Annotated in this window: 19 protein-coding genes and 2 pseudogenes; 10 read left to right on the top strand and 11 right to left on the bottom strand. The window is 61.4% G+C overall.

Translation table 11 applies throughout. From position 1 onward, the window contains the following. Nucleotides 1–72: 72 nt before the first annotated feature. On the bottom strand, nucleotides 73–684 hold the full coding sequence (locus GA0061105_RS19085) for a hypothetical protein (RefSeq protein ID WP_092752190.1): 612 nt from the start codon (nucleotides 682–684) through the stop codon (nucleotides 73–75). Nucleotides 685–1,344: 660 nt separating this feature from the next. Here GA0061105_RS19085 and GA0061105_RS19090 point away from each other — a divergent pair. Then, nucleotides 1,345–1,584, top strand: a complete 240-nt coding sequence (locus tag GA0061105_RS19090; protein ID WP_064694135.1) for a DUF982 domain-containing protein — start codon at nucleotides 1,345–1,347, stop codon at nucleotides 1,582–1,584. 26 nt (nucleotides 1,585–1,610) lie between these two features. Here GA0061105_RS19090 and GA0061105_RS19095 read toward each other — a convergent pair whose 3' ends face one another. The 3 genes from GA0061105_RS19095 to GA0061105_RS19110 all read right to left on the bottom strand — a co-directional run bounded on the left by GA0061105_RS19095 (nucleotide 1,611) and on the right by GA0061105_RS19110 (nucleotide 3,556). Then, nucleotides 1,611–1,838 carry a hypothetical protein gene (locus GA0061105_RS19095; RefSeq protein WP_092752192.1) on the bottom strand — a complete coding sequence of 76 codons (228 nt, stop codon included), beginning with the start codon at nucleotides 1,836–1,838 and terminating at the stop codon, nucleotides 1,611–1,613. A 13-nt stretch (nucleotides 1,839–1,851) separates the two neighbouring features. Beyond that, nucleotides 1,852–2,115 carry a hypothetical protein gene (locus tag GA0061105_RS19100; RefSeq protein WP_064694137.1) on the bottom strand — a complete coding sequence of 88 codons (264 nt, stop codon included), beginning with the start codon at nucleotides 2,113–2,115 and terminating at the stop codon, nucleotides 1,852–1,854. Nucleotides 2,116–2,908: 793 nt separating this feature from the next. Then, entirely contained in the window at nucleotides 2,909–3,556 is a 648-nt protein-coding gene (locus tag GA0061105_RS19110; protein ID WP_092752196.1) for a S24 family peptidase, read from the bottom strand. Between the two features lie 85 nt (nucleotides 3,557–3,641). On the opposite strand from GA0061105_RS19110, the gene GA0061105_RS19115 reads away from it, so the two are divergent. The 7 genes from GA0061105_RS19115 to GA0061105_RS19145 all read left to right on the top strand — a co-directional run bounded on the left by GA0061105_RS19115 (nucleotide 3,642) and on the right by GA0061105_RS19145 (nucleotide 6,137). Beyond that, nucleotides 3,642–3,866 (top strand): hypothetical protein, encoded by a 225-nt coding sequence (locus GA0061105_RS19115; protein ID WP_092752198.1) that lies wholly within the window; start codon nucleotides 3,642–3,644, stop codon nucleotides 3,864–3,866. 135 nt (nucleotides 3,867–4,001) lie between these two features. Further along, nucleotides 4,002–4,268 (top strand): hypothetical protein, encoded by a 267-nt coding sequence (locus tag GA0061105_RS19120; protein ID WP_092752200.1) that lies wholly within the window; start codon nucleotides 4,002–4,004, stop codon nucleotides 4,266–4,268. 32 nt (nucleotides 4,269–4,300) lie between these two features. Continuing rightward, complete coding sequence (locus tag GA0061105_RS19125; protein WP_092752279.1) at nucleotides 4,301–4,669, top strand: hypothetical protein; 369 nt, start codon at nucleotides 4,301–4,303, stop codon at nucleotides 4,667–4,669. Next, the gene (locus GA0061105_RS19130; RefSeq protein ID WP_064694142.1) at nucleotides 4,635–5,033 is read left to right on the top strand and encodes a hypothetical protein; all 399 of its coding nucleotides are present in this window, start codon (nucleotides 4,635–4,637) and stop codon (nucleotides 5,031–5,033) included. The genes GA0061105_RS19125 and GA0061105_RS19130 overlap by 35 nt, the downstream gene beginning before the upstream one ends. Continuing rightward, a complete protein-coding gene (locus tag GA0061105_RS19135) occupies nucleotides 5,030–5,326 on the top strand; it encodes a GcrA family cell cycle regulator (RefSeq protein WP_064694143.1) in 297 nt (98 codons plus the stop codon). The genes GA0061105_RS19130 and GA0061105_RS19135 overlap by 4 nt, the downstream gene beginning before the upstream one ends. A gap of 8 nt (nucleotides 5,327–5,334) precedes the next feature. Then, nucleotides 5,335–5,532, top strand: coding sequence for a response regulator transcription factor (locus tag GA0061105_RS19140; protein ID WP_184458465.1), 198 nt, complete (start codon nucleotides 5,335–5,337; stop codon nucleotides 5,530–5,532). A 14-nt stretch (nucleotides 5,533–5,546) separates the two neighbouring features. Then, the gene (locus tag GA0061105_RS19145) at nucleotides 5,547–6,137 is read left to right on the top strand and encodes a hypothetical protein (protein ID WP_092752202.1); all 591 of its coding nucleotides are present in this window, start codon (nucleotides 5,547–5,549) and stop codon (nucleotides 6,135–6,137) included. A gap of 451 nt (nucleotides 6,138–6,588) precedes the next feature. Here the strand turns inward: GA0061105_RS19145 and GA0061105_RS19150 are convergent, their stop codons facing one another. Continuing rightward, nucleotides 6,589–7,284, bottom strand: coding sequence for a class I SAM-dependent methyltransferase (locus tag GA0061105_RS19150; RefSeq protein ID WP_092752204.1), 696 nt, complete (start codon nucleotides 7,282–7,284; stop codon nucleotides 6,589–6,591). A gap of 240 nt (nucleotides 7,285–7,524) precedes the next feature. Then, nucleotides 7,525–7,869 (bottom strand): ArsR/SmtB family transcription factor, encoded by a 345-nt coding sequence (locus GA0061105_RS19155; RefSeq protein WP_064694146.1) that lies wholly within the window; start codon nucleotides 7,867–7,869, stop codon nucleotides 7,525–7,527. Nucleotides 7,870–7,976: 107 nt separating this feature from the next. Between GA0061105_RS19155 and GA0061105_RS19160 the strand changes: the two genes are divergently transcribed. Beyond that, the gene (locus GA0061105_RS19160) at nucleotides 7,977–8,723 is read left to right on the top strand and encodes a glucose 1-dehydrogenase (RefSeq protein ID WP_092752206.1); all 747 of its coding nucleotides are present in this window, start codon (nucleotides 7,977–7,979) and stop codon (nucleotides 8,721–8,723) included. 219 nt (nucleotides 8,724–8,942) lie between these two features. Here the strand turns inward: GA0061105_RS19160 and GA0061105_RS19165 are convergent, their stop codons facing one another. The 4 genes and pseudogenes from GA0061105_RS19165 to GA0061105_RS19170 form a co-directional block, all read right to left on the bottom strand. After that, entirely contained in the window at nucleotides 8,943–9,452 is a 510-nt protein-coding gene (locus GA0061105_RS19165; RefSeq protein WP_064694196.1) for an adenylate kinase family protein, read from the bottom strand. 94 nt (nucleotides 9,453–9,546) lie between these two features. Next, nucleotides 9,547–9,670 (bottom strand): annotated as a pseudogene (locus tag GA0061105_RS33420) (LysR family transcriptional regulator); the annotation flags it as partial. 48 nt (nucleotides 9,671–9,718) lie between these two features. Next, nucleotides 9,719–9,828: pseudogene (locus GA0061105_RS34080) on the bottom strand (LysR family transcriptional regulator); the annotation flags it as partial. A gap of 75 nt (nucleotides 9,829–9,903) precedes the next feature. Then, nucleotides 9,904–10,803 (bottom strand): LysR family transcriptional regulator, encoded by a 900-nt coding sequence (locus GA0061105_RS19170; RefSeq protein WP_092752281.1) that lies wholly within the window; start codon nucleotides 10,801–10,803, stop codon nucleotides 9,904–9,906. A gap of 118 nt (nucleotides 10,804–10,921) precedes the next feature. On the opposite strand from GA0061105_RS19170, the gene GA0061105_RS19175 reads away from it, so the two are divergent. Further along, nucleotides 10,922–11,785: an NmrA family NAD(P)-binding protein gene (locus GA0061105_RS19175; RefSeq protein ID WP_092752208.1), complete on the top strand. Its 864-nt coding sequence runs from the start codon at nucleotides 10,922–10,924 to the stop codon at nucleotides 11,783–11,785. 96 nt (nucleotides 11,786–11,881) lie between these two features. Here GA0061105_RS19175 and GA0061105_RS19180 read toward each other — a convergent pair whose 3' ends face one another. Then, nucleotides 11,882–13,588, bottom strand: a complete 1,707-nt coding sequence (locus GA0061105_RS19180) for an adenylate/guanylate cyclase domain-containing protein (protein ID WP_092752210.1) — start codon at nucleotides 13,586–13,588, stop codon at nucleotides 11,882–11,884. Nucleotides 13,589–13,664: the final 76 nt, after the last annotated feature.

Genomic DNA, 13,664 nt, shown 5'->3' on the forward strand with positions numbered 1-13,664 from the left:
TGGATTACGCCGAGAAAGCCGGTGCGGATTTGCTCGTACCGCCAGCCGATGAAGTGCCCGGCAGCATCTGGCTTAAGGAAACGCGTTCGGCAGACTATTGTCCAGAATATAGAAGTGCTCGCCGATCTTTCTGAGGCTGACGACCTCGTCCGGACCCGGATCGAGACTGACGCATTCTTTCTTGTTTTCCGAACAGGCTTTATGAAGGCGCTGTCGCCAGGCTGCAGATTGCGCGCCTTTCGGCAAGGCGATCTCGTCACTCTCATCATAGACGAGCGTCGAGTATGTCTTATTCCTGAACGTGTCGTCCCATACGAATGTGCGGAAGCGCGGCGCCTCGTCCGGCGGGTCGCTTCGTTCGATCTCAGCCAGATATGGTTGCCTGGTCAGCGCAAATCGAACGCTATCGGACGTTATACCGGCCGTGCCGAGGAGATAAAGCGCGAAGAGCAACAGCAGGGGTGCTGTCAGAAGAGAGAGGACCCGCCGCCAGCGCCGCAGCGCCAGGTTGAAGCAGAGGGAGCCTGCGATGGCGATCAGCGTTGCGAGGAAGACGAAAAGATCGACCGTCCACCAGTCCCATTGGGGAGCAAGCCAATAAAGCCAATCCTGCCCCAGAAGCGGCAACAGCCAGAGGGCGTATGTCCACGTAAACTGGTCGCCACGTTTTTCTGGCTTTGGCACGTTTTGGCTACCGGCAAGTTGATTCGCGCAGCGACAATAACATGTGAGATAGTCACCTCAACCGGAACGAGGCCCGACGTCGCTCTTGAGGCGCTACTCCGCCTGGGGACTGCATGATGAGCAGGCGACCGCGGCCAAAGCAGGCAATCAAGTTCAGCTCCTGACCGCCAGTCGTTTAAAGCATGCTCGTACGTTCGGTCGAATTCCTCAGTGGATATCCCAAAGCTGCCGCCGGCTTGCTGGGTCAGGGCCTGCATCCGGAGGTGCGACTGAGAAAAAGAAAGCCCCGCGAAAGCGGGGTCGAGAAAGGGGGGTGTTTCATAGTTTGCGCGGCTAGGCGCTGCGCAATTACTTGCGCAAATCAATATTTATTGCAATGAGTAATACTATGGTGAATACCATTCTGGCGGCTATATTCAGATGGACTAGGCGTATGATTGTCCGTTTCTTCTCGAAAGAACGAATTATTTACAACCAGCCCAAGCATTGCGTCTCCTGTGCGTCAGGCGGCAACTGGTCGCCACGTTTTCTGGCTTTCGACGTCTGGCTGCCGGCAAGTTGATTCGCCCAGCGACGATAACATGTGAGATAGTCACCTCAACCGGAACGAGTCCCGACGTCGCTCGTTGAGTCGCGTGTTCCGCGTTGGGGGGCTGCATCATGAGCAGGCGACGAAGCTTCAAGCCGGTGAAGATCACCATCAATGGCAAAACCAGGACCGTTTATAACGTCGTCCAGGCCGGCAATACGTTGCTCAACGATTGGCCGGAGCAGACGCCGGCGGCCAAGGCTGCCGAGCTGCTTGTGCTCGATGTCTTCAATGATGTCGCCGAGCCCGAGCAGGTGCGGCGGGCATTCATTACCGCAGCCAAGGCGAGCGATATCAAGTTCAGCTCCTGACCGGCGGCGCTTGGAAAAGCATTCGCTTACTTCCATGACACCTGCTCCTGGTGATCGAGATCGCGATTCTTGAGTTGCGGCTCCATCCACGCGGCCGAGAGGATCGCGGCCAGGAAGCCGAAGGCGATGCAGGTGATTGCTTGAATCCGCCAGGAGACGAAGGTGACGGGCGCCGGGGTGAGGGGCTTTTTTCCGCATTGACAGGGCGGGCAGGCGCAGCCGGAGAAGGCCTTGATGACGCAATCGGCGGACATGTCCTGTTCTCCTTCAAGCATAGAGCTGATCGCCATCGGTGATGCCCATGATCTCGCGGGCGTAGCGGTAATGCGCCTCGACGCTGGCCGTGGCGCCGCGCAGCCATGACGGGCCGCGGACCGAATGCTCGGGGCGGGCGAGATAGGCAAAGCCGAGGGCGCCCATGCGCTGGGCCTCGTTGGCCATATAGGCGGCGCAATCGCCGAGCCCTTGTGCCGCATTCCAGCGGGCGTCCCGCCGGCTCTGCTCGGTCTCGATCCCGCGGATATGCTGCATCGCTTTGCCCCTCTCTCGCGCCGGCTGGTCGTTGCTTGAAAGAAAGGTATATAAGATACCCTCGCGCGTCAACGACAAGAGGTATAAAAAATACCTAATAGGTTGACGAGGTACGAATCGTAGGCTTATGTCTCGGGCAGATGATTGGGCGACCGGGTGCAACTCCCGAGCTGACGAAGCCCAGCGGCGCGGGAAGCGAAAGTCCTTAAGTGCGCTGTCAGAAAATCAGGACGAGGGCGAAGCGAATGGCCCCTCTGGCACGTGTCCCATCCCGGCTCCGGCCTTCAGGACATGGCCAATGCTCTCCCGGCTTCATGGGCTTTGCTCATGGGGTAGGGGGAAGCTTTGGCCGGAACCCTCCCTCACCAGCCTTCAGGAACTGGAAAGAGATGGAAGAGAGAGGAGTGAGAGAGATCAGGATATCGCAGGCGCGCGGCGCGGCGGCGATGATCCGCTCTGCGGCGCGTCGCGGCTTTCAGATTTTGAGGCCTGCCTTCGAGGCGGTTGTTTGCAGCCGTCGGTCTCGCAAGGTTGCTGCATGCATTGCGTGTGGTGATCGAAGCGCCGGGCGGAGCCGGCCTCGGGCTTGCGAGAGGTTCGCATCAAAGCAGGATCGCCAGCGTGGCGCCGAAAGCTGTGATCAGCACGGCAAGTGTCGCGATTTGGAGCCAGGTCTGCCGGTTCGTGAGCGCAGGCGGATGATCTTGAATCTTTTTGGGAAGTGGTTGGAATTTTGCTGGAATGATAAGAATTAAGCCACTGAATGAACTGGCATTTTCCGGGTGCCTTGCTATCACATCTCGATCACCGACCGGCGGACGCGGCCGACGATGGTGACGGCGCCCTGGAATTCCGGCGGCGGCACCTCCTCGTAGGAGGCGGGCTGGAAGGGCGGGTTGTCGTTCGGGCGGTAGCGCTTGTAGGTGGCGGCCCCGGTCTCGTCGGCGACGACATAGAGCGCGTTCGGCGCCAGGCGCTTGTCGCGGCGATTGACGAAAATGATCGAGCCCGGCGGCGAGATCTTGTTCATCGAATTGCCCTCGACCTCGAGCGCGATCCAGTCGCCATCGGGCAGATCGAGCGCGGCGACCGTCGGAAATTCCGAGAAGTCGGTGATCGGCGCCTGCTCGGTCAGCTGCCCGGCGCTGACCCAGGAGATCTTCGGCACGTCGGCGACGGAGACCGGCCGCTCCTCCGGATCGAGCGCATCGCCGGTCCCGAACTGCAGCCAGTTGAGATTGACCCTGAACGCCTTGGCATATTTCTTCGCGTCGGCGATGCCGAAGCCGTTCCGGCCCGACTCGTGCGCCTTGTAGACATTGGCGTTCCAGCCCAAACGATCGACGATCGCTTTCGGCCCGGCAAAGCCCGCGTTCTTCCTGGCCATGACCAGACGCCTTGCGCGTTCTTCGCGCTCAAATTGTTCTTGATCTTTCAACATGATATAAATTATACCCTAAAAAAAGGTATATGTAATGCCCTAAATCGCTTGACGTGTGCGAGGTATTTTACGTACCCTTATAGCCATGACAAGCATCGAGATTTTCAACAACCGGCCCCGGCTTTCGGGCTTTGCCAATGCCCGCTACACCGGTTGCCCGCACTGCGGCAGGACGCTGTCGATCGCCGAGGTGATCGAACGCCATTGCGAGCAATGCGGCCGGCAGACGGATCCGGAGGAGATGCGGCAGACGCCGGTCTTGCCCGGTTCTCAGCCGACCACCAAACCCGACAGCCTCACTCCTCCCTGAAGGCTATCGGCAGCTGGCGTCGCGCTCCCTCGGCGACGCCAGCCTCTTCCACAGGTTTGAAACTGAACGATCTGGCCGGCGCCCGCCTGGCGGGAAGGGCCGGCTGCGGATCGAAATGAGAAAGAGGATCAAGCGATGAGCATCGCCACAGCCTATCAAGGCACTCACATGAACGCCCTCGAGCTCTTCCGCTCCGGCCGGGACTATATCGAAATCTCGGCCATCGTCGGCATGTCGGTACCCTCTGTGGAAAGCGAGATCCACCGGCTTCGCAGCGCCGAGAAGGGCGACACCGCCCAGCAGGATTACGCCGCCGGCAAGGCCAGGCGGTTTGCCGGTCGCGCCGCCAAGCCCGGCGCCCTGGTCGGTTTCGCCGGCGCCCGACGCAGGCTGCCGGTTTGAGATCGGCAGTGGGCGAGCGGAAAGGGATGCGCATGCAAAAGGAAGAGATCGATAAGGACATCATGGAGATCCTCAGCCCGGTGCTGGGGCAGGAGCTGGCGGAGGCGATCATCGTGCATCGCAGCCGCACGCTGAAGAAGCCGCTGACGGTCTATGCGGCGAGGATCCAGGTCAGGGAGTATCTCAAGACCGGCAACCCGGTCGAGGCCGCCGAGATGCAGATCCTGCGCGGCTGGCGGGCGATCAAATCCGACTGGTATTTCAATGAGAAGGCGAGGGAAGCCGGGCCGATCAATGCAAGCGTGGGCAGAAGGACATCGGTCGATGCCGCAAGAGATTTCCTCTCCGGTCAAGATCATAGCGGGGATGCTTTCGGGCTTTCCGGCCTCCGCCGGCATTGATCCCGACATGCAGCTCCGCGCCTATCTCGTTGCCATCGACGGCATTCCGGCAGAGGCGGTCTGGCTGGCCGCCAAGCTGTTCCTCTCGGGCAAGGTCCGCGATCATAACCGCGCCTTCGCCCCGAGCTCGGCGAGCTTCGCCGAGATCGCCCGCCAGCAGCAGGCGGTGATGATGGCGCAACGCCGGCCGCGCGTCGAGGCGCCACCCGAACAGCCGCTGCCGAAGGTCGCGGCCGAAAAGATGCGGCTGCTGAGACAGGCGGCAAACGGCAGCCGCAGCGCCAAACGGGCGCTGGCTGAGATGTTTCCCGACAATCCGGTCATCGCAAAGGCCGCACGAGACGCACAGGAGGCAGTGGGATGAGAGATCTGTTCTGGACGGAAGACAAGATCGTCAAGGCGCAGAAGCTCTGGCAGGAAGGGTTTTCGGCGCGTGAGATCGCCGAACTCTTCGGCTCGAAGAAAAACACCGTCATCAACATGGCGCATCGCAACCGCGACAGGTTTCCGTCAAGGCAGGATGCGCGCAAGCAGTTGGCGACCGCCGGCGCGGCGCCCGCGCCGATCCGCCATCCCGACCGTGTCAGGCGGGTGACGCTGTCGGGCGCCGAGGTGACGATGCCGCGTGTGCCGACGATCGACGGGCCGGCGCCATGAGCGCCGTGATCAGCGCCGTGACTCCGCGCGAGCGGGAAATCATCGGCTGGATGGCGCAAGGCAAGACCGCCGCCGAGATCGGCACCATCCTCGGCATCTCGCCGATCACCGTCAACACCCACATTGCCAACGCCAAGGCGAAACTCGGCGTGTTCAAGGAGACCGCGCTGGTCGCCGCCGCACTTCGAAACGGCATCATTCAATAGGAAGGACCATCCCGATGGGCGGCAAGGCCACCAAGGTGAAGATACAGCGGGCAAACAAGGGCGCCGGCCGGCCGCGCAAGGCCAATGTCGAGCGTTTCCCCTGCGGCAAGATCAAGCCGTTCGAAACCGAGAAGGAGAATATCAGCGTGGCGATGGCGGCGCGCCGGCGCATCCACGGCTTCGGCAGGAAGGTTGATGACGAGACCGTCAGAAGCCCCTATGCCGGCTATACCCTTGGCCGCATGTTCCTCGACGGGTTGATCACCGACGAGCAGCGCCAGGCCGGCGACGATTATGCCGAGGTCATGGCCCGCTACCACAAGACGACGGGCATCCCGGCCCCGAGCCCCAGGGCCCAGTCGCTCTTTGCCGTCAAGGGCCACGAAGGCGAGGTGACCGAAAGCCTCGCCGACCGCGCCCGCAAGGCCAGCAATCGCATGATGGAACTGCAGGCCGTTCTTCTGCGCTGCGAGGACGGGCCGCAGGTGCGGAGCACCGTCTATAATGTCGCGGTGATGGACTACGAACATCTGCGCCAGATGCCGCCACAGCAATTGCTGTGGCTGCGGCGGGGGCTGATTGCGCTGCGCAGGGCGAAGGGGTGATATGGGGGTCTGCCGCAGAGCGTGCCTCATCCTCCGTCCGCACCGGCGGGTGCGTTGGGCAACAAGGCCAACCCCACACTCCGTCATCCCAGGGCTTGACCCTGGGATCCACAGCCACGCACGCGGCTGCAGTTGTTTGCGTCGCACACCGTCGGCACGCAGTGCCTCGCCCGCATGGATCCCAGGCTCAAGGCCTGGGATGACGGAGGGTGCGGGTGCGGCTCCAATCGCTGTGTCGATCAGAAGTGGGCAATCATGCGGGCGCTCGCACATACGTGGACGCGCCCTAGCTTTGAACTGGAGTGGGCCGCACAGAGTATCGAAGTGCATGGCTGTGTTATAAGCACCTCCGCACGGCCCATAATAGTTACGATCGGCGAAGCCCGTTGTTCCCGAGCCGGCGGAATATTTTGGACGCGACGCGCTTCAGAAAAACCCCGCCTGATCCCCCTCATGCTTTCACCGCCGAGAAAAACAGGAAGCGCGGCGTGGTCGTCAGGCTGCGGTAGGCCTGCGGAAAGAGCATGCGGGCGCGGGGATCGGGCTGGGGCTCGCTGACGATATCGATCGTAAAGCCGGCCGATTTGAGGGCGTCGAACATGGCGTGCAGCGGCCGATGCCAGAAGCGCATGGCGATATCCTTTCCGCCGCGCTGCCAAGTCTCGTCGAAACTGTAGGTCTCGAAATAATTGTCGCGGCCGCTCGACGGGTGGTCCATGAAGGGATGGTGGGTGGAAAAGACCAGACGGCCGCCTCGCGGCAGCAGCCGGTGGAATTCCACGAGCGGCCCCGACCAGTCCGGCAGATAATGCAGGACAAGCGAGGCAAGGATCAGATCGAAGGTTTGATCTTCGAACGGCAGGGCTTGGTTGAGATCAGCGGCAAGCAGGCGCGCGCGCCCTTCCAGGCGCTGCTCGGCGATATCAAGCATGCCCGCGCTCGAATCGATCCCGGTCACTTGAGCGCCGCGCTCGATGGGGACCGCCGCATGCGCCCCGCCGCCGCATCCGGCATCAAGGACACGAAGACCGGCAACCTCGCCGACCAGGGAGAGAATGGCCGGCCGTTCGTAATAGGCATTCCAGGCATTCGCCTCGTTGTCGGCGTCATAGGCCGCGGCGAAAGCATCATAATCATTCTCGGCCAAGATTTTTCCTTTCTTGTGCTCGAATGCTGCTTTGCCGAGGGCCGGCGACAGCGATGCTACATCGTCGCGCGATGGCGAGGGAGCTTCGGTCGCGTTTCCTGGTTTTAAAGTTGACGGGCAGCGAGTGGGGCGATCTCACACCATAGTTATAAGTTTCTGCCAAAACCTTATAACGGACGACACCAGCAGGTCTCGTCCCCGGCTTGACCGCATGCGGGAGCCTTCTGCTCTAGGGGCGGATCAACCCGTCTTCGGCTCTTTGGCAAGCTGTCCGTAAGCCATCAGGATCGCGCTGACCAGCCCGGGAAAGCGCTCGTCGAGCTCGGCGCAGCGGGTCTGGTTGCGCATCTCGACACCCTGGCGCTCACTGCGGATCAGCCCGGATTCGCGCAGCACCTTGAAATGGTTCGACAGTGACGATTTTGGAATGATGCGGTCACCGAGGTCAGCCAGCGCAGAACAGGTGCCGCCGCCGGCCGCACCGGCAAGCTTCGCATAGATGGCGACGCGCTCGGGATCGGAGAGCGCATAGAGGATCGCCTCGGGCTTTATGTCCTCCAGGGCTGGGTGAAAGAGCGGTCTCATGAATTTTATATAGTCCCACTTGACATCGAGATCAACAGTTCCGAATTTCTGAACTACGGAACGAGGCTGCCAATTCCGGCGGCTGTCCGGATCAGAAGGAACAACAGATGGCTAAGCTCACAGGAAAGGTCGCAGTCGTAACCGGAGCCTCCAAGGGCATCGGCGCTGCGATCGCCAAGGCGTTCGCAGCAGAGGGGGCGCAAGTGGTGGTCAATTACGCCTCGAGCAAGGCGGGAGCAGATGCCGTGGTGGAGGCGATCAGCGCCAAGGGCGGCAAGGCCATCGCGGTCCAGGGCGATGTGTCGAAGGCCGAGCAGGCGCAGGGATTGGTCGATGCCGCAGTCAAGGAATTCGGCAAGCTCGACGTGCTGGTCAACAATTCGGGCGTCTATGAATTCGCGCCGATCGACGAGGTGACCGAGGAACAGTATCGCCGCATCTTCGACGTCAACGTTCTCGGTGTTCTCATGACCACGCAGGCAGCGGTCAAACATCTCGGCGAGGGCGGCAGCGTCATCAACATCTCCTCGGTCGTCACCACCCTGGGGCTGCCGTCCACTGCCGTCTACACCGGCACCAAGGGAGCCGTCGAGGGCATCAACAGCGTGCTTGCCAAGGAGCTCGGCCCGCGCAAGATCCGCGTCAACGCCATCCTGCCGGGCATGGTCGAGACCGAGGGCACGCACACGGCCGGCGTCATCGGCTCGGATCTCGAGCAGAGCATCGCCGCCCAGACGCCGCTCGGCCGCATCGGCCAGCCTGATGATATCGCTGACGTCGCGGTCTTCCTCGCCTCCGACGACGCCCGCTGGCTGACCGGCGAACGCTTGGCCGCCAGCGGCGGTTTCCGCTGAGATGCAAGTAAAAGCGCGCGCTTCTTGAGCGCGCGCATACCCGGGTACCACCCGCCCACCCTCCGTCGTCCTCGGGCTTGCCCCGAGGGCCCACGTCGGCATCATCGGCTATGGCCATGGGTTGGGGGCCCAAGGCCAGGAATGACGAGGCCCAAGGTGCGTTTCCGCCCAACTCGCCGGCAGCGTTCAGGCGCTCGCATCCGATTCAGCTATAGGACTTCAGGTCAGTTGAGCGAGGATGTCGTCGACGACGCATGTGATGCTACCCGCCGTGTCGATATTGATACCGACGGGAAGATACTCCCGGCTATTATGGTAACGGAGTACGAGAGCCCGCTCGGCCGGCTCGAAGCCCGGCTCATCGGGCCGCCCATCCAATCTTCGGTTCAAAGTCTCAACGTCGATGTCGAGCACGAAAACCTTATCGAAGAGGTGAAGGAATTTGTGGAAATTGCGCGAGCCGCCACAGAAGAAAGTAACAGGGTGGGTGGTGTCGGCAGCAATGGCCCGGACCTTTTCGGCAGGCCAGATCCAATGTGCGAATCCCCAGGCAATGCGGTCGGCGCCTTCGGGTGGTCCCGCGAGTGCGCGGCCTGTTTCGGGGTCGCCCACATATGCCAGGACGCGGTCACCATGGACAACATGGTAGCCCCGCCGCTCCAGTTCGGAGGCGACAGACGTTTTTCCAGTGCCCGAACTGCCTTCGATCAAATAGTTCTTGATGCCCATGAGCGCTTTTATCACGGGCTTTGATCCGGTGAGAAGGGTCTCGCCGTGCGGACGATGAGCCGACATGCCCGTCGCCATGTCGACGTCGATCGAGTTAGCCAAACCGTTCCACCAGGAAATCGATCACCGTCCGCAGCATCGCTGTCGGCCGGCGGTTTAGGGGCGTAGATGAGGAACATCGGCACAGGCCTGCAGGACCATTCCGGCAGCACCTGCTCGGGACTATGCTTTCTCGAATGCCGCAATGCATCGAGCAGGACCGAGAATGCATCGAAACGCCCTACGACAATGTCGGTCAGCCCATAGTCGATCACGACCTCAACACTGATGTCGGGATAATCGGTAGCGTGCGCGCAAGCGCCGGACCGAGCAACGCCGCCACACAGCTCCCGAGAACCTTGTACTTCTGTCTGCGATCGCTGATCGTAAGGAAAAAGGCAGGCAGAGACATCTAGCTGGCGATTTCGACGCAGAAATCAATAAAGGCGCGAACCTTGGCAGGCACATGATGGCGGGAGGTGTGGAAGCAGTGCAGTGGAAAGGTCTCATCAGGCCAATCCGGATAGAGATCGACCAACTGACCGCAGTCGAGATAGGGCTTCATGCCGAGCGAGAAGACCTGGGCGATGCCGATGCCGGCGAGACAGGTGGCAAGCGCCGTGCCTGCATCATTGACGAGGACGCGGCCACGAGTTTCGATCGGCACCACCTTCTTTCCGCGCCGCAACTCCCATTTGAAAGGCCTCCCCGTCAAAGGGTCCTGATATTGGATGCAGGTATGATCGGTTAGGTCGGCAGGCAGCTTCGGCGTGCCGTGCCTCGCAAGATAGGACGGCGCGGCAACCGTGATCACCCTCGTGCGAAAAAGCTGCCGGGCAATCAGCGAGCTCTTCGCCGGGATTTCGCCAAAGCGCACCGCCACATCCATGCCGTCGGCGGCAAGATCGCCGATCTCGTTCCTTGTGACCACCTCGATCTGAAGATCGGGATAGCGGTCGAGAAACGTGCCGAGCTTCGGACCGAGGATCAGCCGCGAAAAATAGGGATCCACATTGATCCGTAGCCTCCCACGCACCGTCTTGGTCGTCCCGGCCGCATAGGCAGCGGCTTCTTCGATGCCGCCAAGTAGCGGCACGACCTGTTGGTAGAAGCGCGTGCCCTCATCGGTCAGCCTCAGGGAGCGCGTCGTCCGCTCGAGCAGGCGTACGCCGATACGGCTCTCAAGCCGCGCCACCGCCCGGCTGACACCAGAAGCTGTCAGCCCCAGCGCCTCGCCTGCCCGCGCAAAACTGCCGCTCTCAACCACGGCGGCCAGCACGCTGACCCCATTCAGCAAACGTCCGTCGAACATCATCCAATTCCTGATATTTTGTCATGAAATATCTGACAAAAGGGCAATTCAGTCAAAAGCGATTTTGGCGCATCTTTCATTGATCGCGGCGCAGGCCGCTGCCGATAGGAGGCCGAGAATGTTTGCTGTGACTGGAATAACAGGCCAAGTCGGCGCCGTGGTCGGCGCGAATCTGATAGATCAGGGGCTTCCTGTCCGGGCAGTCCTGCGCAACGCGGAAAAAGCAGGCGCCTGGCGGGATCGCGGTGCGGAAATCGCCATTGCCGACATGACGGACGCGCCGGAGCTCGCGCTAGCCTTCGAAGGCGCCGAGGGCGTCTTCCTGCTTCTGCCGCCAAGCTTCGATCCTGCGCCGGGTTTCCCGGAGGTAAAGGCAATCATCGAAGCACTGACGACGGCGCTCACAAGGGCGTCACCGAAGAAGGTGGTCTGCCTATCGACGATCGGCGCTCAGGCAAAGGAGGAGAACCTGCTGAGCCAGCTCGGCCTCGTCGAGCAGGCTCTGTCGACACTTCCGATGCCGGTCGCCTTCCTGCGCGCCGGCTGGTTTATGGAGAATTCAGCCTGGGACATCGCGCCTGCAAGGGAGAGCGGCATCATGCCAAGTTTCCTGCAGCCGCTCACCAAACCCGTGCCAATGGTTTGCGTGCGCGATATCGGCGCCGTTGCGGCTGAAATGCTGCAGGAGGATTGGACCGGTCAACGCATCGTCGAGCTTGAGGGCCCTTTTCGCATCACGCCGCTGCAGATGGCGGAGGCCTTCTCTGCCGTGCTCGGCAAGACGGTCCGTGCTGAGGCGGTTGCAAGAGAGACATGGGAAGCGTTATTTTTGAACCAGGGCATGCAGAACCCCCGACCCCGTATGCGCATGCTTGACGGCTTCAACGAAGGCTGGATCGAGTTCGAAGGCAGCGAGGCCCGATCGCACAAGGGCACAACGACCTTTGAGACCGCTCTTCGCAAGCTGGTTGAACGCGGTTGATGAAAGGCCATGGCGGGCAAGATAGTCCGGCGAGGCGGCGAGAATACGCCGATAGGCGTGAGCGGGCGAACGTATCGGGATTGTCGCCGCCCGCTGTCACGTCTCCGGCAGGCCAGCCTTTCGGAAGCCGTCGACGAAGTGGTCTCGTACAGATGCATCGCGCAGCGGCTGGGAGCTGAGCCAATGGCCGATCGTGAAATGAGGGTGGGCGATCAGGAACAATTCTGCCTCTCGCCGCGCCTCCTCATGGTGGCCCAACTGCGCAAGCGCAGCAGCCAGGAATTTGCGTGAGTTGGTACGATACGTGTCTTTCTTGCGGAGTGTAGCGGCTGCCGCCTCATAGTCACGCGCAGCGTATTGCGCCTGCCCGAGATGACAAAGATACCAGCAGGCTGGATAGGGATTGAGCCGCAGAGCTTTTTCGATCTGCGCCAGTCCGTCGGCAATCCTGCCGTCCAGCACGGACATGTCAGACATGGCAGCCCAGGTGTCGGCGTGGTTGGGGTCCAGCTCCAGGGCCTTGGCAAAGGCGGCCTCCGATTCCTCCCATCGCCGCTCATAAGCCAAAATGGTCCCCAGAACGTAACGGCAGCCGGCATCGTTGGGGTCCAGGTCGACGGCTTTCTGCGCTGATGTCACCGCCATCCGGCGGTTAGGATCTTCGGGCTCGCCGAAATGAGTCCAGGCAAGCCAACGGTTATAGGCGAGCAGACCGAGCGCCTCGGCATAGGATGGCTCGAGCTTGACCGCGCGTTGGAGCAGCATATAGGCCTCACGCTCGGTTTGCGGCGACTCTTCTGTCAGGAGGCGGGCGCGCACACACAGGTCATAGGCCTCAAAGTTCTTCGGCCGATTGCGCGGCGTCGGAATGGTCAGCCGGCCGACGAGAGCTTCAACAATCTTGGCGTTGACCTCATCCTGCAACTCGAAAACATCTTCCACCGTCCTGTCAAACCGTTCGGCCCACAAGTGCTGGCCGCCAAGCGTGTCGACCAATTGGGCATTGATGCGGACACGGCCCATTGCGCGTCTGGCGCTCCCCTCGAGGACGTAGCGGACGCCGAGTTCCTGGGCGACCAGCCGTACGTCGACCGGCTTGCCCTTGTAGCCGTACACGGAATTACGCGCGATGACGAACAGGCCAGCCGTGCGGGAAAGGTCGGTGATCAGGTCTTCAGTCAAGCCGTCGACGAAGGGCTCGTCCGCTTCATTCCCACTCATATTCGTGAACGGCAATACAGCGATCGAGGGATTTTCCGGCAGCGGCAATATGCTCTGCAGCGCATCCGGCCAATGCCACACGTGGACTGGGCGGGTCAGGTTCTTCAGGTAGCGTTCGCCTGCATCGAAGAACTGCTCGGCGATCTTGCCGACGATCTCGCCGTGAACGCTGGCAGAAATGCAGATACCTCCTGGCGCGGCCTGCGTCTGGAGGCGCGCTGCGACATTGACCCCGTCGCCGAAGACGTCCGAAGCCTCGTCAATGACATCTCCGAGATTGACGCCCACGCGTAAAAGCAGGCGCCGGTCTTCGGAAGCCTCAACGGCAGTGGTGGCCCGTTGCATTTCCAACGCAGCTGCGACCGCGTCCACCGCGCTACCGAATTCGATCAGGAAGCCGTCGCCCACGACCTTGAAGATGCGACCATGGTGACCCGTCACAGCCGGCTCGATAACGCCAGAACGGAGTTCCCTGAGATTCTCAAGCGTTGCGACTTCATCAGCCTCCATCAGGCGTGAATATCCCACCACATCGGCAACGACGATGGCGGCAAGGCGACGCTGGAGAGAATGGTTCGTCATTTGAGGACAAGCCCAACGACCGAGTGCGCAAGGTATTGGTCAAGCGCGGGTGAGTCAAGAAATCGTAAGAGTTAGT

Origin of the sequence: Rhizobium aethiopicum (assembly GCF_900094625.1) — a bacterium.
In the GTDB taxonomy this organism is placed as follows: domain Bacteria; phylum Pseudomonadota; class Alphaproteobacteria; order Rhizobiales; family Rhizobiaceae; genus Rhizobium; species Rhizobium aethiopicum.

Bases quoted from the DNA above. Each gene is read 5' to 3' on its own strand.
- GA0061105_RS19180 (WP_092752210.1), bottom strand. From the start codon at position 13,588: ATGACGAACCATTCTCTCCAGCGTCGCCTTGCCGCCATCGTCGTTGCC.
- GA0061105_RS19100 (WP_064694137.1), bottom strand. From the start codon at position 2,115: ATGCAGCATATCCGCGGGATCGAGACCGAGCAGAGCCGGCGGGACGCC.
- GA0061105_RS19125 (WP_092752279.1), top strand. From the start codon at position 4,301: ATGCAAAAGGAAGAGATCGATAAGGACATCATGGAGATCCTCAGCCCG.
- GA0061105_RS19135 (WP_064694143.1), top strand. From the start codon at position 5,030: ATGAGAGATCTGTTCTGGACGGAAGACAAGATCGTCAAGGCGCAGAAG.
- GA0061105_RS19145 (WP_092752202.1), top strand. From the start codon at position 5,547: ATGGGCGGCAAGGCCACCAAGGTGAAGATACAGCGGGCAAACAAGGGC.
- GA0061105_RS19170 (WP_092752281.1), bottom strand. From the start codon at position 10,803: ATGTTCGACGGACGTTTGCTGAATGGGGTCAGCGTGCTGGCCGCCGTG.
- GA0061105_RS19110 (WP_092752196.1), bottom strand. From the start codon at position 3,556: ATGTTGAAAGATCAAGAACAATTTGAGCGCGAAGAACGCGCAAGGCGT.
- GA0061105_RS19175 (WP_092752208.1), top strand. From the start codon at position 10,922: ATGTTTGCTGTGACTGGAATAACAGGCCAAGTCGGCGCCGTGGTCGGC.
- GA0061105_RS19095 (WP_092752192.1), bottom strand. From the start codon at position 1,838: ATGTCCGCCGATTGCGTCATCAAGGCCTTCTCCGGCTGCGCCTGCCCG.
- GA0061105_RS19155 (WP_064694146.1), bottom strand. From the start codon at position 7,869: ATGAGACCGCTCTTTCACCCAGCCCTGGAGGACATAAAGCCCGAGGCG.
- GA0061105_RS19130 (WP_064694142.1), top strand. From the start codon at position 4,635: ATGCTTTCGGGCTTTCCGGCCTCCGCCGGCATTGATCCCGACATGCAG.
- GA0061105_RS19165 (WP_064694196.1), bottom strand. From the start codon at position 9,452: ATGGGCATCAAGAACTATTTGATCGAAGGCAGTTCGGGCACTGGAAAA.
- GA0061105_RS19090 (WP_064694135.1), top strand. From the start codon at position 1,345: ATGAGCAGGCGACGAAGCTTCAAGCCGGTGAAGATCACCATCAATGGC.
- GA0061105_RS19160 (WP_092752206.1), top strand. From the start codon at position 7,977: ATGGCTAAGCTCACAGGAAAGGTCGCAGTCGTAACCGGAGCCTCCAAG.
- GA0061105_RS19120 (WP_092752200.1), top strand. From the start codon at position 4,002: ATGAGCATCGCCACAGCCTATCAAGGCACTCACATGAACGCCCTCGAG.
- GA0061105_RS19115 (WP_092752198.1), top strand. From the start codon at position 3,642: ATGACAAGCATCGAGATTTTCAACAACCGGCCCCGGCTTTCGGGCTTT.